Consider the following 17,613-nt stretch of genomic DNA (forward strand, 5'->3'; position numbering starts at 1 on the left):
GCGTGCGCTCCGGTGGCGCGGCCGTCGGCACCCCGGTCGGCCCGCCGCCCGGTCGAGCCGCGCCGCCCGGCGGGGGTGTGGGGCCCGGTCGAGCCGCGCCGCCCGGTCGTGGTGTGGTGTCCGGTCGGGCCGCACTGCCCGGCGGTGGTGTGGGGCCCGGTCGGGCCGCGCCGCCCGGCGGTGGTGTGGCGTCCGGCGGTCGAGCCGGCGCGGCGGGTGGTCGCGAGGTGGCGTCCGGTGGTCGGGCCGTCGCGGCTGGTGGTCGCGGCGCGGCCGACGCCTCCGGCGCCGCCGTTGGCAGGGCCGGCACGGCGGCGAGGATGCCGAGGCAGTGCACGAACACTGCGAGGGCTCTGTGGTGTCGTGTCGATGCAGGCATACGAACGAACCTCCGGAGCCGACGCTAGGGGCGAGCCGCCTCCGTGCGGGTACGAAGTCGGGAACCCCACCCCGGTCACCGCCAGCTCCGGTAAGGTGCCGCGCACTGACGGGTTGCGCACACCCGACGGCCGGTCCTGGCCGGTGGCGGGGTCGGCGGCGCTAGATTGGCCGGGTGCGTATCGCTCGTTTCGCCCATGCCAAGGGAATGTCGTTCGGAGCCGTCGAAGGCGAACCGGAGGCCGGGCCGCAGGGCCTGACCATCGCCGAGATCGAGGGCCACCCGTTCGGCAAACTGTCCTTCAGTGGGGCCCGCTGGGCCCTCTCCGACGTCCGACTGCTCTCGCCGATCCTGCCCAGCAAGGTCGTCTGTGTCGGTCGCAACTACGCCGACCACGCGGCCGAGCTCGGCAACGACGTGCCCAAGGAGCCGCTGCTCTTCCTCAAGCCCTCCACCTCGGTGATCGGCCCCCGGGACGCCATCCGACTGCCGATCTTCTCGAAGCAGGTCGAGCACGAGGCGGAGCTGGCGGTCGTGATCGGGGCGCCGGGTGCGCGTCGCGCCGACCGGGCCGCCGCCGAACGCGCCATCTTCGGCTACACCTGCGCCAACGACGTCACCGCTCGGGACCTTCAGCGTTCCGACGGGCAGTGGACCCGGGCCAAGGGCTTCGACTCCTTCTGCCCGATCGGCCCGTGGATCACCACCGCTCTGGACGTCTCCGACCTGGAGATCCGCTGTGAGGTGGGTCGCAATCCGGAGGAGATGGAGGTACGCCAGCTCGGCCGCACGAAGGACATGGTCTTCGACGTGGCGGGTCTGGTGTCGTACATCTCGCACGTGATGACGCTGCTGCCCGGCGATGTCGTTCTCACCGGCACTCCGGCCGGGGTTAGCCCGCTCGTCGAGGGGGATACGGTCACCGTGCGGATCGAGGGCATCGGCGAGCTCACCAACCCGGTGGTGCCCGTCGCCTGATCCGTCGGATGCCCCCGTCTGCGCAGCTCACGGGCGTTGTGGGGGGATCCGATTTGGCCCGCCGGCACCGGGAGGGTAAAGTTCACTCCCGGCACCGCAAGGGGCCAATGGGGTATGGGGTAATTGGCAGCCCGACTGATTCTGGTTCAGTTAGTCTAGGTTCGAGTCCTGGTACCCCAGCGCTGCTGGAATTCGCGAGAATTCCGGACGCTGGATTCTGACGGAGTTTCACTCCGCCCCCACGGGGGCGGAGTGCGCTTCGGTGGAGTGCAGCTCCTCCGCCCGACAGGGTGGGGGAGCGACAATTGGTTCTGGCCCCGTCGTCTAGCGGCCCAGGACGCCGCCCTCTCAAGGCGGTAGCGCCGGTTCGAATCCGGTCGGGGCTACATCGTGCACAGCCCGCCTCACCTGGTGAGGCGGGCTGTTTCGTGTCCATCGGCCGGTGCGCTGCGATGGCCCCACCCCCCGCTCGCGGCCGCTAGTGGTGCCGCTAGACTACTGCCGCACCACCCGCGAGGGTGGTGAACGGAAGAAGTTCTGGCCCCGTCGTCTAGCGGCCCAGGACGCCGCCCTCTCAAGGCGGTAGCGCCGGTTCGAATCCGGTCGGGGCTACAACCAAAGGCTCACCTCGCTGAAGCGCTCACCTCGCTGAAGCGAAGTGAGCCTTTCCCGTCTCCCCCACCCCCACCCCCCTGCCCCACCTCCTCCCCGTTGATCATGAAGTTATTGTCACGACACGCCGGAGTGGGGCGCAATAACTTCATGATCAACGCCGAAAGGGGGTGGGGGTGGGGGTTAGAGGCCGGAGAGGCGTTGGCCGGCTCTCACTACCGCCATGGCGTGGCGTTCGCCGGGGCGGCGGCCCAGGCGCTCGATCGGGCCGGAGATGCTGACCGAGGCGATCACGCGGCCGGTGCGGTCGCGGATCGGGGCGGAGACGCTCGCCACACCGGCCTCCCGCTCGGCGACGCTCTGTGCCCAGCCGCGGCGGCGTACCTCGGCCAGGGTGCGGCCAGTGAACTTGCTGCGCGGCAGCAGCGGCATCACCGCCTCCGGCGGCTCCCAGGCGAGCAGGATCTGCGCCGCGGAGCCGGCGGTCATCGGCAGCACCGAGCCGACCGGAACGGTGTCCCGCAGGCCGCTGGCGCGTTCCGCAGCGGCCACGCAGATCCGCTCGTCGGCGCGGCGCAGGTAGAGCTGCGCGCTCTCACCTGTGGCGTCGCGCAGCGCGGCCAGCAACGGCTCGGCGGCGGTCAGCAGGACGTCCGGTGCGGCATTCGCCAGCTCGCCGAGGCGGGGGCCCGGGCGCCATCGGCCCTGGGTGTCCCGGACCAGCATCCGGTGGATCTCCAGGGCCTGTGCCAACCGGTGCGCGGTGGCTCGGGGCAGCTTGGTGCGTTCAACGAGTTCGGCCAGGCTGGCGCCGTCCACGCAGGCGGCCAGGATGACCACCGCCTTGTCGAGAACGCCGACACCGCTCATACTGTGTCCCACAAACCGAAACTTACCTCCCAGAATTTAGGATGTCCAGATGGTGGGAGTCACTCCTGAGCCGAGGACCCTGGCCGAGAAGGTCTGGGACGCGCACGTCGTACGGTCCGCCGCTGGTGAGCCGGATCTGCTCTTCATCGACCTGCACCTGCTGCACGAGGTGACCAGCCCGCAGGCGTTCGACGGGCTGCGGCTCGCCGGGCGCCGGGTGCGTCGTACCGACCTGACCCTCGCGACCGAGGACCACAACACCCCAACCGGGTACGCCGACCCGGCGTTCCGCCTGCGCCGTGGTGACCTGCTCACCATCGAGGACCCCACGTCGCGTACCCAGATCGAGACGCTGCGGCGCAACTGCGCCGAGTTCGGGGTACGACTGCACCCGCTCGGCGACGACAACCAGGGCATCGTGCACGTGATCGGCCCGCAGCTCGGCGTCACCCAACCGGGCATGACGATCGTCTGCGGCGACTCGCACACGGCCACCCACGGCGCGTTCGGCGCGCTCGCCTTCGGTATCGGCACCAGCGAGGTGGAGCATGTGCTGGCCACCCAGACGCTGCCGCAGAGCCGGCCGAAGACGATGGCCGTGAACGTCACCGGGCGACTGTCCCCGGGCGTCACCGCCAAGGACCTGGTGCTGGCGCTGATCACCCAGGTCGGCACCGGTGGCGGGCGTGGGCACATCGTCGAGTACCGGGGCGAGGCGATCGAGGCCCTCTCCATGGAGGGGCGGATGACCATCGCCAACATGTCCATCGAGTGGGGTGCCAAGGCCGGCATGATCGCGCCGGACGAGACCACCTTCGCGTACCTCAAGGGTCGGCCGAACGCGCCCCAGGGCGCGGACTGGGACGCGGCGCTGGCGTGGTGGCGGACGCTGCCCACCGACGAGGGCGCCCGCTTCGACGCCGAGGTGACACTGGACGCCAGCCGGATCACCCCGTTCGTCACCTGGGGCACCAACCCGGGGCAGGGGGCGCCGCTGAGCGCTCCGGTGCCGGACCCGGAGGACTTCGTCACCGACTCGGAGCGCACCGCCGCCCGCCGCGCCCTGGAATACATGGACCTGCGCCCCGGCACCCCGCTGCGGGAGCTGCCCATCGACGTGGTCTTCGTCGGGTCCTGCACCAACGGTCGACTGGAGGACCTGCGGGCCGCCGCCGACGTGCTGCGCGGCCACCGGGTCGCCGACGGGGTCCGGATGCTCGTGGTGCCCGGTTCCGCGGCCGTCCGGGAGGCCGCCGAGGCCGAGGGGCTGGACAAGGTCTTCGCCGACGCCGGGGCCGAGTGGCGATTCGCCGGCTGCTCCATGTGCCTGGGGATGAACCCCGACACGCTGAAGCCGGGCCAGCGCTCGGCCTCCACCTCGAACCGCAACTTCGAGGGCCGTCAGGGCCGGGGTGGGCGTACCCACCTGGTTTCCCCGCCGGTCGCCGCCGCCACCGCCGTGGTCGGCCGGCTGGCCGCCCCCGCCGACCTGTAGAAGGGACTCCAGGAGATGGACAAGTTCACCACCCACACAGGCACGGCAGTGCCGCTGCGGCGGTCCAACGTGGACACGGATCAGATCATCCCGGCCGTGTACCTCAAGCGGGTGACGCGTACGGGCTTCGCCGACGGGTTGTTCAGCGCGTGGCGGGAAGATCCGACATTCGTTCTCAACGATGAGCGCTATTCCGGCGCGTCGATCCTGATCGCCGGCCCGGAGTTCGGCACCGGCTCCTCTCGGGAGCACGCTGTCTGGGCCCTGCGGGACTGGGGCTTCCGGGCGGTGGTGGCACCACGCTTCGGCGACATCTTCCGGGGCAACGCCCTCAAGGAAGGTCTGTTGCCGGTCGAGCTGGAATTGAAAGCCGTCGAAGAGTTGTGGGACCTGGTCGAGGCGGATCCGACCACCCCGGTAACCGTCGACCTGACCGCCCGCCAGCTCCGGGCAGGGGACGCCAACTGGTCGTTCCCGCTTGACGACTTCAGCCGCTGGCGGCTGCTGGAGGGCCTCGACGACATTGGACTCACCCTCCGCCACGCCGCCGACATCGACTCCTACGAGGCCCGGCGACTGCCGTTCCTGCCCTCCGTGGCATAGCCGCACAGCGGATTTCACCCCCATCGGCCCGACCGGTGGGGGTGAATCCGTTACGACACAAGGGCTTTTTTCTACCGAATGTTTGTGTCCCGGCAGCACAGGGCATAACGTGCGCGCAGAATGGCTCGCGACGAGTCAGTTGCACAATCGGGAGGAAGTCGTGAACAAGGCCGAGCTCATCGAGGCGCTCGCCGTTCGCCTGGGGGACCGGAAGACGGCGACGAACGCCCTCGAGGCGGTCCTCACCGAGGTCCAGGCGGCGGTCACCAAGGGCGAGAAGGTGGCGATCACCGGATTCGGAGCGTTTGAAAAGCGTGTGCGTGGTGCGCGAACAGCGCGCAACCCGCGTACCGGCGAGGCGGTGAAGGTCAAGAAGACATCAGTCCCGACCTTCCGCCCCGGCGCCGGGTTCAAGGAGATGGTGGCCAGCGGCAAGGTGCCGAAGGCCACGGTGGCGACGAAGAAGGCCACCACCACCGCCACGGCCAAGACGGCCGGCACCAAGGCGGCGGGCACCAAGGCAACCGCCGCCAAGGCCGCGGGCACCAAGGCAACCGCGGCCAAGGCTGCCAGCAAGAAGACCGCCCCGGCCAAGGCGAGCAAGACCACCACGGCGACCAAGACGGCCGCCAGCAAGAAGACCGCCCCGGCCAAGGCGAGCAAGACCACCACGGCGACCAAGACGGCCGCCAGCAAGAAGACCACCGCGGCGAAGAAGACCACCGCGGCGACCAAGTCGGCAGCGGCGAAGAAGACCACCGCGTCGGCGAGCAAGAGCACGGCGGCAAAGAAGGCGCCGGCGAAGAAGGCTCCGGCCAAGAAGGCGGCCAGCAAGCGCTGACCGACCAGCTCCGGAAAGGGCGTCCACCCGCGGGTGGGCGCCCTTTCGGCGTACGGAGACCGTTGACCCGGTCGGCGCGCTCGCGCAGAATCGCCGTGCCGGCCCCCCTCCGCCGGCCTGCCGACACCGAAATGGGGCGCCGGTGCGCTACCGCCAGGTCACCACCGGGACGCTCGCGCTCGGCGTCATCCTCCTCATCGACGTGCTGCGGGTCTGGCTGCCCGGCATCATCACCATCTTCGGTCAGGCGGCGTCCACCCCGGCCGAGCTGATGGGCGCGTTCGCCCTCTGCTGGTTCGTGCTCCCGCTGGGCGCACCGGCCGTGGTTCGCCGGGTCGGTGCCCGCCCGGTAACGGTTGTCGCGGCCGTCGTGCTCGCCCTCGCCCGGCTCGCGCTCACCACCGCGCCGGGCGGGCGTCCGCAGCTCTGGCTGGCCACCGCCGGGCTGCTCGCCGGGCTCGTCTGGCTGGTCGGCGTCGCCGCCGACACCGACCGTCCGGTCCCGGGGCTGGCGTTGGGGTTCGCTGTCAACGCGGCAGTGCACGCGGTGCTCGACACCGTCGACCTGGTCTGGCGGGGCGACTGGGTGGCCTGGCTGCTCAGCCCCGTCGCGGCGGCGCTGTTCCTGGTCGGTACGGCGCGGCCCGGTAACCGCGCCGGTGCCGGTGGAGCGCGGGCCTGGCTGCTGGCCGGACCCGCACTGCTGTTGGCGGCGATGGTGGCGCTCTCCCCGGCGCTGGCCCGCACCGGAATGTCGTACCTGGTCGCCGTTGACGGTGTGGCGGGTTCGCCGTTGTTCGGCCTGGCGCCGGTACCGGTGGCGGTCGCCGCGTTCCTGTACACCGCGTCGACCCGGCCGCCACGGGGATGGGGCCGCGCGTACGGGCCGGTGGCGTTGCTGGTGGGCGCGGTGCTGTTCGCCCTCGACCGGGGCAACCTGCTGCTGCCCGCGATCCTGCTCGCCGCCGTCGGTCTCGGCGCCTGCCTGGCCCTGACCGACGCCGCCAACGACCCGACGACCAGCCCCACCGCCGGTCCAGCTGACGGGGCCGGTTCCGCTGACGCTGTCGACCACGAGGGGGATGACGGGCGGTGGGCGTCCCGCCGGGGATACGCGGTGGCCACCGGCATGCTGGTCTTCGCGCTGGGTGCCGTCGGGTACTACTCCGCCTACGACCTCGGATATCCCAACGCGGCGGTGCCGGTGGCGGTGGCCGTCCTGGTCGCCGTGGTGGCGTTCACCGCCCGGCCCGCCGTCCAGTGGCTTCCCGGGCCGTTCCCGCCGCTACGGGCCACCACTGCGGTCGCCTCGCTGGCGCTGCTGGCACCGGTGCTCGCCGACGAGATTCCGGTGGCCAGCAACCGGGACGGCCCACCGGAGCGGCTGACCGTTGTGGCGTACAACATCCGGATGGGCTTCGGGCTGGACGGTCGGTTCGACCTGAACGGGCTCACCGAGGTGGTCGACCGGCAACGCCCCGACGTGGTGCTGCTCAGCGAGGTGGACCGCGCCTGGCTGCTCAACGGTGGCCACGACACCCTGGACGTGGTGGCCGACCGGCTCGGCATGCCGTACGTCTTCGGGCCGGCCGCCGACCCGGTCTGGGGTGACGCGGTGCTCAGCCGTTGGCCGATGCGTGATCCGCGTACCCTCCCGCTGGCGGCCGTGGGCGCGCCCACCGGAGCGCAGGCCCTCGCCGTCACGCTGGACCTGGGCGACGACGTCCGTACCGCGGTGGTCAGCACCCATCTGCAACCGCCACCCGGGCAGGGCCCGGTGGTCCAGGCCCGCGCGGTGGCCGACTTCGCCACCCGGTACGCCGCGGGTCGACCGTTGGTGGTGGCCGGAGACATGAACACCGAGCCGGGGGACGAGGCGTTCGGGCAGTTCACGGACGTCGGTCTTGTCGACGCGTTGGCTGCCGCCCGACCGCTGGCGACCAGCCCCGCGGACGACCCGCGCGAACAGATCGACCACATCTTCGTCTCGGCCGGTCTGAGCCCCAGCGACCCGGTCGCGCCCCGCAGCACGGCCAGCGACCACCTGCCGGTCGCGGTGACGCTGACCCTCCCGCCCCGCTGAGCCGCCCTACAAGCGGTCAGCGGACAACAGGCGGTCGGCGGTGAAGGCGAGCAGCCAACCGCCGCCCTTGGGCGTGGTGAAGTCCTCGTCGGTGCGCCCGGTCAGCCGTTCCAGGGCACCCGGCAGCACCTTGCCCTGGCTGCACACCGCCGCCTGCCCACCGGCGGTGGCCAACTCCAGCAGCCGGGCGGCGGTGGCGAGGATCTGCTCGTCGGCCTGCTGGCCGGGCTGTGGTTCGTCCAGGTCACCGCAGACCTCGATGGGCAGGTCGAGCAGCGCGGCGGCCGGGTCCAGTGTCTGCACGCACCGGCGCGGTGACGCCGACACCAGCCGGGCCGGTCGGATCAGGGCGAGCAGGTCGGCCAGCACGGCCGCCTGGGCCCACCCCTCGGCGTCCAGGGGCCGGCCGACGTCCGGGCCGGACCAGGTGGCCCGCTTGCCGGCGTGCGCGTGCCGGACCAGCGCGAGCGTCGCGGTGACCGCCGGCAGCGCGGCGAACGCCGCCAACACCTCAGCGTCGTGCGGGTAGCTGACCAACTGGATCGCGTCGTCCACCGCCAGCCAGCGGATGTCGTCCACCTCGGTGCCCGGCTGGAAACCCCCGCTGGCGACAGCGAGCATCGACCAGTAGTCGACAAGCTTGGGCTGCCCCTCGCTGTGGTACCGCACCGACGGCAGCCGCACCTGCGGCACGCCCCGCACGTCGGCCTCCTCGGCGACCTCGCGTACGGCGGCGGCGAGCGCGTGCTCACCCGGCTCCAACTTGCCCTTCGGCAGCGTCCAGTCGCCGTAGCGAGGGCGGTGCACCACGCAGACGCGTACGCCGTCGGCGGTCGGCCGCCAGGCCACCCCGCCGGCCGCCCGGATGCCGGTCACGGCAGCCAACTGGTCCGCCGTCGACGGGTGGCCCGGTGCCAGGCGGCCGGGAAGAGGGCCCGCATCCGGCGTACCGACAGGCGTTCCCGTTCGGCCAGCCGCCCGGCGGTCACCGCCAACTCGTGGTCGTCCGGCCGCTCGGCGGCGATCTCCAGCCAGGTGTCCGCCGCCACCGCCGCATCCTGGTGTTCGCCGAGCACGTCCTGCACCCCGGCCAGGGCGCGGGACAGCCGACGCGCGCCCTTGCCGACTGTCGGTGCCACCGCGTTCACCGCGTACCGGGTCTGTTTGCCTTCCTTGCGAACGGCGTGCCAGCGCTCGTCCGGCGACTGGGCGTCGAGCCCGTCGACGCCGTCCGGCCCGGTCAGCCGCCGCCAGGGCCGGGCCACCAGCGCGGGCAACGCCTCCGCCGCGGGGGCAGCCGCGCCACGGGTGAGCCGGGGCGCGCGGGCGGCGAGTACCAGAGCGTCCACCAGAGCCAGGTAACGCGGGGAGCGCAACGCCTTGTCGATGGCGGCGAGCGCCTGCCGCTGCCGTTGCGCGAGCACCTCGTCGAGCCGGTCGACAGCGCCCTGGTCCAGGGGGCTGAGCGGGTCGGCGCTCGCGGTGTCGCGCAACCGCTTGCGCAGCACCTCGGCGTCGCGGGCCGCGCCGAGGACACCGGCCAGCCAGCGCAGCTCGTCGCGCAGCGGGCGGGACCAGGTCTTGCGGATCAGCGGCTTGAAGGTACGCAGGTCACTGCGTAGGCGACGGCAGGCCACCCGCATCTGGTGCACGCCGGAGTCGCCGCCGCCCGCGGGGGCGCGCAGCCGGACCAGCGGATCGTGCGCCAACAGCCGGTGGATCTCCTTGCGGATCGACTCGGTCACCACGTCGCCGGCGCTCGGCTCCCCGGTCAGCCCGGCCGGCGCGACCAGGTCCGGGTCGGCCTGCGCCGACGCGCCCAACGCTCGGACGTGCTTCGGGGTGAACGTGCCGCTCTGGGCGCCCGCCTCGCGCAGCACCGCGCCGAGCCGGTCGAGCAGCGCCCGGTCGCCGGCCTTGCGTTCCACCTCCAGCTCACGGAACGCGCCGGTGGTGGTGCCGGCTTCGTCGAGCACTGTCACCCGGTCGTCCACCACCTCGGCGAGCACCGCGCCGGCCCTGTCACACACCTCGTACGCGTGCCGGACCGTCCGCACCACGGTCACCGGGGCCAGCGGGGCGCCCCGGTGCAGGACGGTGACCAACTCCACAAGCTCCGGCGGCGGCTGGCCCTTCGGCCCGGGGCGGGAGACCTCGTGCCGGACGCCCGGCGTCCCGGTCGGCAGCTTCACCGTCCAGGGCAGCTCGTCGCCCCGGCGGTGGCGCAGCGAGGCACCGGCACGGGCCAGCCGCAGGTCGACGGTGTCGAGGTAGCGGGCGACGAGCGTCACCGGTGGCAGCACCCGGACCCGACCTCCGGCCGGGGCCGCGCCGGTCAGGTCCGGCAGCACGTAGGCGTCGTCCACCTCGTACTTCTGCTCCTCCTCGACCATCAGCTCAGCCTAGGCGTTGATCGGTCACCTGGCCGTGCCACCGACCCGGCGCAGCAGTAGTTCCTGCAGGTGGGCCCGCGCTTTCGCGTCTTCGCCGGTACGCCGGGTCCAGCTGCCGTCGCCGGCCAGTTCGAACGCGTCCACGTCGGGACTCATCGCGGCGGTCAGCACCTGGTCCAGTTCGGCGCGGGCGACCGGGTCGCTCACCTGCACCAGCGCCTCCACCCGACGGTCGAGGTTGCGGTGCATCAGGTCGGCGGAGCCCATCCAGAACTCGGCCTCGCCGTTGTTGCCGAACCGGAAGACCCGGGAGTGCTCCAGGAACCGACCGAGGATCGAGCGGACGCGGATGTTCTCCGACAACCCGGGCACCCCCGGTCGCAGTGTGCACATGCCCCGGATGAGCAGGTCGACGTGTACACCGGCCTGGGAGGCCCGGTACAGCGCGTCGGTCACCCCCTCGTCGACCAGCGAGTTGACCTTGAACTGCACCAGACCGGGCATGCCCAGCCGGACGTGCGAGATCTCCCGCTCGATCCGCTCGATGAGTCCGCTGCGGATGCCCTGCGGGGCGACAAGCAACCGCCGGTACGCGGTCTGTCGGCTGTACCCGGTGAGCACGTTGAACAGGTCGGTCAGGTCCGCGCCGATCTCCGGGTCGGCGGTCAGCATGCCGAAGTCCTCGTACATCCGGGCGGTCTTCGGGTGGTAGTTGCCGGTGCCGATGTGGCAGTAGCGGCGGATCTGGTTGCCCTCCTGGCGGACCACGAGCGCTGTCTTGCAGTGCGTCTTCAGGCCGACCAGGCCGTACACCACGTGACAGCCGGCCCGTTCCAGCGTGCGCGCCCAGCCGATGTTCGCCACCTCGTCGAACCGGGCCTTCACCTCCACGAGCACCACCACCTGCTTGCCGGCGGCGGCAGCGTCGACAAGCGCGTCGACGATCGGGGAGTCGCCGCTGGTGCGGTAGAGGGTCTGCTTGATGGCCAGCACGTTCTCGTCGGCGGCGGCCTGCTCGATGAAGCGCTGCACGCTTGTGGCGAACGAGTGGTACGGGTGGTGCACCAGGATGTCGCCGTCGCGCAGGGTGGCGAAGACGCTGCGCGGCACCTCACCCTCGGCGAGCCGGGGATGGGTGGCCGGCACGAACGGCGGATCCTTGAGGTCCGGCCGGTCGGCCTCGCCGTAGACCTGCCACAACGCGGACAGGTCGAGCAGCCCGGGCACCCGCAGCACGTCCTGGTCGTTCATGTCCAGTTCGCGGACGAGCAGCTCAAGCATGTGATCGGAGATGGACGCGGCGGCCTCCAGGCGGACCGGGGGGCCGAACCGGCGCCGGGCCAACTCCCGTTCCAGGGCCTGGAGCAGATCCTCGTCGCGGTCCTCGTCGACCTCCACCTCGGCGTTGCGGGTGACCCGGAACAGGTGGCACTCGACCACCTGCATGCCGCTGAACAGCTGCCCCAGGTGCACCGAGATCAGGTCTTCCACCGGCAGCATCCGCACGCCCGGCTGGTCCCGGTCCACCCGGACGAAGCGGGGCACGTTGTTCGGCACCTTCACCCGAGCGAACAGCTCCGAACCGCCGTCGGGGTCGCGTACCGCCACCGCCAGGTTCAGCGACCGCCCGGAGATGTACGGGAACGGGTGCGCCGGGTCCACCGCGAGCGGGGTCAGCACCGGGAAGATGTGCTCCCGGAAGTAGGTGCGCAACCGCTCCCGTTCGGGGTCGCCCAGCTCACCCCAGCGCAGGATGCGGATGCCCTCCTCGGCAAGCTTGGGCAGCACGTCGTCGACGAAGCAGGCGGCGTGCCGGGCGCCCAGCTCGGCGGTCCGCTCGGCGATCATCTCCAACTGGGTACGCAGGGGCAGCCGGTCCCCGCCGCGCACCGGCAGACCGGCGGAGAGCCGCCGCTTCAGCCCGGCGATGCGCACCATGTAGAACTCGTCCAGGTTGCTGGCGAAGATCGCCAGGAACTTGGCCCGTTCCAGCAGCGGGGTGCGCTGGTCCTCGGCCAGGGCGAGCACCCGGGCGTTGAAGTCGAGCCAGGACAGCTCCCGGTTGAGGAAACGGTCCTCCGGCAGCGGCCGGGCCGCCTCGTCCTCGTCCTCGTCCCCGGCCGGCAGGTCACTCGGCAGGACCGGATGGACGGCACCGGCGCCCGGCCCGTCCGCCTCGACGGCCGCCGGAGGGTCGAGGACCTCGTCCAGCCCGGAGGAGGCACCACCGGGATCGTCGGCGAGGGTGTCGGCGCGGGCGGCACCGGCCCGTTCGGCGCGGGACGGGCGGAAGCGGCCGTCGGTGCCGCGTACGCGGGAACCGTTGCGGAGGTCGGTGGCGGGCGGGCGGGCCGGTTGCTCGCGAGGGGTGCTCACCCGCTCATAATCACCCGATTACGGTAAACGCAAAATGAACTTGGGCTCGCCGGCTCAGATCATCGTCGGCAATGTCACCCGGACGACCTCGCCGTCGGGATCGGTGTCGATGCGAACCCGCTGGCCGAGCCGGAGTAACCGCAGCCCGGAGGCGTCGAAGGCCCGCGCGGGGAAGCGCATCTCGGTGCCGTCGTCGAGCAGCAGGACCCCGCTGCGCGTCGCCGCGTCATAGCTGGCCACCGTGCCCTGCATGCTGGCACCGTACACCCGGAGGTCAGCCCACCGGGCGGGCCGGGCGGTTCAGTCCGCGCCGGGCGGGCTTGTGGGTCAGCCCGGGCCGGGCGGGCCGAGCGGGTCAGCCCGCGGAGCGGGCCGGGCGGCCGGCGGTGACCAGCGCGGCGGTGCGTGGCCCCAGCCCGAGCCGGGCGGCGGCGGTCAGGTCCGCGGCGGTGTCCACGTCCCGGCGCAGGCTGGGCCAGTCGCCGTTGAGCGGCAGCGCCCCGCTCGCCGCGTGCGCTACCGCCGAGCCCACCCCGAAGCGGGGGTCAAGTGGTACCCCCGGCGGCGCGGTGAGCAGCACGGTGCCGCTGCCGGGTGCGTCGGGCACGAAACGGCGTACCGCGGGTCGCCCGTTCTGCGCCGCGAGCAGTGCGCCGGCCAACTCGGCGGGGCGCAGCGCCGGCAGGTCCGCCGTGAGCCCGGCCACCCACCCGGCCGTGGTCGCTGTCGCGCCGTGCCGGAACGCGGCGTTCAGCCCGGCGGCCGGTTCGTCGGGCAGCACCCGCGCGCCGGCGGCCCGCGCCGCCCCCGCCACCCGGGCGTCGTCGGTCACCACCAGGGCCTCGGCGACCGCCGGGCAGGCCAGCACCGCGCGGAGCGTGTCGGCCGCCAGGGCCAGCGCCAGTTCCTCGTGCGGTACGCCCGGCAGTGCGCCCCGCAGCCGGCTCTTTGCCGCGGCCAGTTGCTTCACCGGCACCACCACGGCCCACCTCGGCTGACTCACGCCCGCAATCCTGCCAGCCGGACGGCGGGACCCTCGCTGGCCGTACCGGGGGCGAGCAGGCATGATTTCCGCTGCGGGTGTCGCGGGCGGGTTTCGCGGCCGGGGTTGGGGCGCGACGAGGAGGCAGAGTGGCACGGCGGAGGCTGGGGTTCTGGCAACGGTTCGCCGTGGGGCTGGTGAAGCCGGTGATGACGGTATGGACCCGCCGGACCTGGCGTGGCCAGGAGCACCTTCGACGCGACGGCGGCATCATCATCGTGGCGAACCACATCTCCCACGCCGACCCGCTGGTCTCCGCGCACTTCATCTATGACTCCGGACGTTGGCCGCAGTACCTGGGCAAGGCCAGCGTGTTCCGGGTGCCGGTGGTCGGCTGGATCCTGCACCGGTGCCTGCAGATCCCGGTCGAGCGGGGCAGCGTCGACGCGGTCCGCTCGCTGGACTCCCTGGTCGCCGCGCTCGACCAGGGTGGCGCCGTGGTGATCTACCCGGAGGGCACCACCACCCGACAGCCCGAGCTGTGGCCGATGAAGGCCAAGACCGGTGCCGCCCGGCTGGCCCTGGCCACCGGCGCTCCCGTGGTACCGGTGGTGATGTGGGGACCGGAGCGGCTCTTCGACCCCCGGACCAGCCGTGTCAACCCGCGTCCCCGGATCCCGGTGACGGTTGTCGCCGGAGCACCTATCGACCTGAGCCGGTGGGCGGACGCCCAGCCGACCCGGGTCACCCTCGAGGAGATGACGGACACCATCATGCTGCGGCTGCGGGACATGCTCGGCGAGGTCCGTGGCGGCACCCCGCCGCCGCTGTGGGAGCGACCTGCCCGGTCCTCCGCCAGCCGCGACCGGCAGGGTGAAGCGGCGTGAACGGGCGACACGTCGGACCTGGCACCGGTGTGGTTCCGGCCGTCCCGACGCGTTCGGGAGCGGTCGCGTGACCGGCCACGTCGCGGTGCTCGGTGCCGGTTCGTGGGGCACCGCGTTCGCCAAGATCCTCGCCGACGCGGGCCGGGACGTGACGGTGTGGGCCCGCCGTGCGCCGGTCGCCGAGAGCATCCGCACCGAGCGCCGCAACCCGGAGTACCTGCCCGGTGTGCTGCTGCCGGCCCGGGTCACCGCCACCGGCGACGCGGCCGAGGCGATCACCGGCGCCGAGGTGGTGGTGCTGGCCGTGCCGTCGCAGACCCTGCGCGGCAACCTCGCCGAGTGGGCCGGGCATCTGCACCCCGACTCGACCCTCGTGTCGCTGATGAAGGGCATCGAACTCGGCACCACCAAACGGATGAGCGAGGTCATCGTGGAGACCGCCGGGGTCGCCGCGGACCGGGTGGTAGTGGTCTCCGGCCCGAACCTGGCGCCGGAGATCGCCGCCGAGCAGCCCGCCGCGACAGTGGTCGCCGGGACGAACAGCCACCGCACAGTGCTCGTGCAGTCGTCGATCCGGACGCCCTACCTGCGCCCGTACACGAACGACGACGTGATCGGTTGTGAGCTGGGCGGGGCGGTCAAGAACGTGATCGCGCTGTCGTACGGCATCGCCACCGCTATGGGTTTCGGCGACAACACCCGGGCCATGCTGATGACCCGGGGGCTGGCCGAGACGGCCCGGCTGGGCGTGGCACTCGGCGCGGACCCGATCACCTTCGCCGGCCTCGCGGGCATGGGGGACCTGGTCGCCTCCTGCTCGTCCCCGCTCGCCCGCAACCGCACCTTCGGCGAGCATCTGGGCCGTGGTGAGACGCTGGAGCAGGCCCAGGCCGCCACCCGGCAGACCGCCGAGGGTGTGAAGAGTTGCCTGGCGATCCGGGACCTCGCCCGGGCGCACGGTGTGGAGATGCCGATCACCGAGCACGTCGAGCGGATCTGCCATGAGGGGATGGATCCACGCCTCGCCGTGGAGACCCTGATGAGCCGGACCGCCAAACCCGAGTCGTATGAGTGAGGAACCAATGAGCGAACTTGGTGACGGCACCCGCTGCGTACGCGCCGGTCTGCCGGAGCCGGCCCCGGGGGACCCGTTCCTGCCCGGCCCGGTGTTCGCCGCGCCGTACCACCTCGACCCGTGGCAGGGGCAGGGCAGCTCGCCAAACGGCTACGGCCGCCCGGACAACCCGACCCGACGGCTGCTGGAGGCCGCGGTGGGCGAGTTGGAGGGCGGCGACTGCCGGGTCTTCGCCAGCGGTCAGGCCGCCATCACGGGGACGCTGCTCACCCTGCTGCGCCCGGGGGACACAGTGGTGCTGCCCGCCGACGGGTACTTCCCCGTCCGGGCCTTCGCCACCGCCGTGTTGGAGACGATCGGCGTGCGGGTGCTCTTCGTGCCGACAGTGGGGCCGTACCCGTCCTTCGAGGGCGTCCGGCTGGTGCTTGTCGAGACCCCGGCCAACCCGGGCCTGGACGTTGTCGACGTGGCCGCCCTGGCGCAGCAGGCGCATGCCGCGGGCGCCCTGCTCGCCGTCGACAACACCACCGCCACCCCGCTGGGGCAGCGCCCGCTCGACCTCGGCGCGGACCTGGTGGTGGCCTCCGGCACGAAGGCGCTCACCGGTCACTCGGATCTGCTGCTCGGCTACCTGGCCAGTCGCTCCGTCGAGGTGATCGAGGCGGTGACGACCTGGCGTACCGGCACGGGTTCGGTCCCGGGCGCGTTCGACGCCTGGCTGGCACACCGGTCGCTGGCCACCCTCGACCTGCGCCTGGCCCGGCAGAGCGCGAACGCCGCCGCCGTCACCGACCTGCTCGCCGACCGGTCGGACGTCGCCGGGTTGCGGTGGCCGGGGCGGCCGGACGACCCGGCGTACGCGGTGGCCTCGGCGCAGATGCGCCGGATGCCCGGGGTGCTCTCCTTCGACCTGGGTACCGCCGAGCGGGTGGGTCGATTCGTCGAGGCCGCTCGGCTGGTGGTGGCGGCGACCTCCTTCGGTGGCCTGCACACCACCGCGGACCGGCGGGCGCAGTGGGGTGACGACACCGCGCCCGGTTTCGTCCGGCTGTCCTGCGGGGTGGAGGACACCCCCGACCTGGTGGCCGACATCGCCGCCGCGCTGGACGCGGCCGGGCCGCGTTGACCGTTCCGGCGACAAACCCCGACCGGTCCGCCCTGATCAGCCGGCTGCGGGCCGCCGGCTGCGTCTACGCCGAGGACGAGGCCGACCTGTTGCTGGCCGCGGCCGACTCACCGGCGATGTTGGCCGACCTGACCGACCGTCGGGTGGCGGGTGAGCCGCTTGAGTACCTGCTCGGCTGGGCGGAGTTCTGCGGTCTGCGGATCGCCGTCGACGCCGGCGTCTTCGTGCCCCGCGGTCGGACGGCCCTGTTGGTCGAGGTGGCCGCCGGGTTGACCGGCCCGGCTCCGGCGGTGGTCGACCTGTGTTGCGGCTCCGGGGCGACCACTGTCGCGTTGGCGCACCGGCTCGCGCCGCGCTGGCTGGCCGCCGCCGACATCGACCCGGCGGCCGTGGCGTGTGCGCGCCGCAACCTGGCCGGCCTGAACGCCGAGGTGTACGAGGGTGACCTGTTCGCGCCGCTGCCGCCGCAGTGGCGGGGTCGGCTGGACCTCGTCCTCTGCAACGCCCCCTACGTGCCGACCGACGCGGTGGCGCTGATGCCGCCGGAGGCGCGGTTGCACGAGGCCCCGGTGGCGCTCGACGGCGGGCCGGACGGGCTCTCCGTGCTGCGCCGGGTGGCTGTCGAGGCGGCCGAGTGGTTGGCGCCGGGTGGGCACCTGGTGGTCGAGGCCGGCGTCACCCAGGTGGACGCGCTCGCTGCGGCCTTCGAGGACGCTGGCCTGCTGCCCACCGTCCGGCACGACGACGACCTAGACGCCACCGCACTCCTAGCCCGCCGCCCAACCGGTTGATCATGGAGTTGTGGTGTCCAGTTGGGCCAACAACACGGTGTTCGTCCCCCACCACAACTCCATGATCGACAGGGGAGGGGCGGGGTGAGGTGGTCGGGCGTGACGGGGGAGCGGGGTTGGCA

The 17,613-nt window shown here is 72.6% G+C and carries 15 protein-coding genes, 3 tRNA genes and 1 pseudogene; 12 read left to right on the forward strand and 7 right to left on the reverse strand.

The window, feature by feature from the left end:
* Positions 1 to 343, reverse strand: a pseudogene (locus tag AB0B85_RS26600) (hypothetical protein); the annotation flags it as partial.
* A gap of 210 nt (positions 344 to 553) precedes the next feature.
* Here AB0B85_RS26600 and AB0B85_RS26605 point away from each other — a divergent pair.
* The 4 genes from AB0B85_RS26605 to AB0B85_RS26620 all read left to right on the forward strand — a co-directional run bounded on the left by AB0B85_RS26605 (position 554) and on the right by AB0B85_RS26620 (position 1,969).
* Entirely contained in the window at positions 554 to 1,357 is an 804-nt protein-coding gene (locus AB0B85_RS26605; protein ID WP_357411696.1) for a fumarylacetoacetate hydrolase family protein, read from the forward strand.
* A gap of 108 nt (positions 1,358 to 1,465) precedes the next feature.
* A tRNA-Gln gene (locus tag AB0B85_RS26610) sits at positions 1,466 to 1,537 on the forward strand.
* 133 nt (positions 1,538 to 1,670) lie between these two features.
* Positions 1,671 to 1,743, forward strand: a tRNA-Glu gene (locus AB0B85_RS26615).
* A gap of 153 nt (positions 1,744 to 1,896) precedes the next feature.
* Positions 1,897 to 1,969 (forward strand) — tRNA-Glu (locus AB0B85_RS26620).
* Between the two features lie 183 nt (positions 1,970 to 2,152).
* Here AB0B85_RS26620 and AB0B85_RS26625 read toward each other — a convergent pair.
* The gene (locus AB0B85_RS26625) at positions 2,153 to 2,839 is read right to left on the reverse strand and encodes an IclR family transcriptional regulator (RefSeq protein ID WP_007456408.1); all 687 of its coding nucleotides are present in this window, start codon (positions 2,837 to 2,839) and stop codon (positions 2,153 to 2,155) included.
* Between the two features lie 49 nt (positions 2,840 to 2,888).
* Between AB0B85_RS26625 and leuC the strand changes: the two genes are divergently transcribed.
* The 4 genes from leuC to AB0B85_RS26645 all read left to right on the forward strand — a co-directional run bounded on the left by leuC (position 2,889) and on the right by AB0B85_RS26645 (position 7,861).
* Entirely contained in the window at positions 2,889 to 4,334 is a 1,446-nt protein-coding gene (leuC, locus tag AB0B85_RS26630; RefSeq protein ID WP_357411697.1) for a 3-isopropylmalate dehydratase large subunit, read from the forward strand.
* Positions 4,335 to 4,349: 15 nt separating this feature from the next.
* Positions 4,350 to 4,937, forward strand: coding sequence for a 3-isopropylmalate dehydratase small subunit (gene leuD / locus AB0B85_RS26635; protein ID WP_357411698.1), 588 nt, complete (start codon positions 4,350 to 4,352; stop codon positions 4,935 to 4,937).
* Positions 4,938 to 5,097: 160 nt separating this feature from the next.
* A complete protein-coding gene (locus AB0B85_RS26640) occupies positions 5,098 to 5,778 on the forward strand; it encodes an HU family DNA-binding protein (RefSeq protein WP_357411699.1) in 681 nt (226 codons plus the stop codon).
* 142 nt (positions 5,779 to 5,920) lie between these two features.
* Positions 5,921 to 7,861, forward strand: coding sequence for an endonuclease/exonuclease/phosphatase family protein (locus tag AB0B85_RS26645; RefSeq protein WP_357411700.1), 1,941 nt, complete (start codon positions 5,921 to 5,923; stop codon positions 7,859 to 7,861).
* A 6-nt stretch (positions 7,862 to 7,867) separates the two neighbouring features.
* Here AB0B85_RS26645 and AB0B85_RS26650 read toward each other — a convergent pair whose 3' ends face one another.
* From AB0B85_RS26650 to cofC, 5 genes are all read right to left on the reverse strand, one after another.
* On the reverse strand, positions 7,868 to 8,746 hold the full coding sequence (locus AB0B85_RS26650) for an NUDIX hydrolase (RefSeq protein ID WP_357411701.1): 879 nt from the start codon (positions 8,744 to 8,746) through the stop codon (positions 7,868 to 7,870).
* Positions 8,734 to 10,254, reverse strand: coding sequence for a CYTH and CHAD domain-containing protein (locus AB0B85_RS26655; protein WP_357411702.1), 1,521 nt, complete (start codon positions 10,252 to 10,254; stop codon positions 8,734 to 8,736). Before AB0B85_RS26655 ends, AB0B85_RS26650 begins: the two co-directional genes overlap by 13 nt.
* 24 nt (positions 10,255 to 10,278) lie before the next feature.
* Positions 10,279 to 12,630, reverse strand: coding sequence for an RNA degradosome polyphosphate kinase (locus tag AB0B85_RS26660; protein WP_357411703.1), 2,352 nt, complete (start codon positions 12,628 to 12,630; stop codon positions 10,279 to 10,281).
* 54 nt (positions 12,631 to 12,684) lie between these two features.
* The gene (locus AB0B85_RS26665; RefSeq protein WP_030335323.1) at positions 12,685 to 12,882 is read right to left on the reverse strand and encodes a hypothetical protein; all 198 of its coding nucleotides are present in this window, start codon (positions 12,880 to 12,882) and stop codon (positions 12,685 to 12,687) included.
* Positions 12,883 to 12,985: 103 nt separating this feature from the next.
* Complete coding sequence (cofC, locus tag AB0B85_RS26670; protein ID WP_357411704.1) at positions 12,986 to 13,633, reverse strand: 2-phospho-L-lactate guanylyltransferase; 648 nt, start codon at positions 13,631 to 13,633, stop codon at positions 12,986 to 12,988.
* Between the two features lie 128 nt (positions 13,634 to 13,761).
* Here cofC and AB0B85_RS26675 point away from each other — a divergent pair, with 128 nt between their 5' ends.
* From AB0B85_RS26675 to AB0B85_RS26690, 4 genes are all read left to right on the forward strand, one after another.
* Positions 13,762 to 14,499 carry a lysophospholipid acyltransferase family protein gene (locus tag AB0B85_RS26675; RefSeq protein ID WP_357411705.1) on the forward strand — a complete coding sequence of 246 codons (738 nt, stop codon included), beginning with the start codon at positions 13,762 to 13,764 and terminating at the stop codon, positions 14,497 to 14,499.
* Between the two features lie 67 nt (positions 14,500 to 14,566).
* Positions 14,567 to 15,574 (forward strand): NAD(P)H-dependent glycerol-3-phosphate dehydrogenase, encoded by a 1,008-nt coding sequence (locus AB0B85_RS26680; RefSeq protein ID WP_357411706.1) that lies wholly within the window; start codon positions 14,567 to 14,569, stop codon positions 15,572 to 15,574.
* A 7-nt stretch (positions 15,575 to 15,581) separates the two neighbouring features.
* A complete protein-coding gene (locus AB0B85_RS26685; RefSeq protein WP_357411707.1) occupies positions 15,582 to 16,700 on the forward strand; it encodes a cystathionine gamma-lyase in 1,119 nt (372 codons plus the stop codon).
* A complete protein-coding gene (locus AB0B85_RS26690) occupies positions 16,697 to 17,491 on the forward strand; it encodes a putative protein N(5)-glutamine methyltransferase (RefSeq protein WP_357411708.1) in 795 nt (264 codons plus the stop codon). The genes AB0B85_RS26685 and AB0B85_RS26690 overlap by 4 nt, the downstream gene beginning before the upstream one ends.
* Positions 17,492 to 17,613 lie beyond the last annotated feature (122 nt).

The organism is Micromonospora sp. NPDC049044 (genome assembly GCF_040649215.1).
In the GTDB taxonomy this organism is placed as follows: Bacteria; Actinomycetota; Actinomycetes; order Mycobacteriales; family Micromonosporaceae; genus Micromonospora.

Coding starts and splice junctions, on each gene's coding strand:
- AB0B85_RS26665 (WP_030335323.1), bottom strand. CDS start 12,882: ATGCAGGGCACGGTGGCCAGCTATGACGCGGCGACGCGCAGCGGGGTC.
- AB0B85_RS26625 (WP_007456408.1), bottom strand. CDS start 2,839: ATGAGCGGTGTCGGCGTTCTCGACAAGGCGGTGGTCATCCTGGCCGCC.
- AB0B85_RS26685 (WP_357411707.1), top strand. CDS start 15,582: ATGAGCGAACTTGGTGACGGCACCCGCTGCGTACGCGCCGGTCTGCCG.
- leuC (WP_357411697.1), top strand. CDS start 2,889: ATGGTGGGAGTCACTCCTGAGCCGAGGACCCTGGCCGAGAAGGTCTGG.
- leuD (WP_357411698.1), top strand. CDS start 4,350: ATGGACAAGTTCACCACCCACACAGGCACGGCAGTGCCGCTGCGGCGG.
- AB0B85_RS26655 (WP_357411702.1), bottom strand. CDS start 10,254: ATGGTCGAGGAGGAGCAGAAGTACGAGGTGGACGACGCCTACGTGCTG.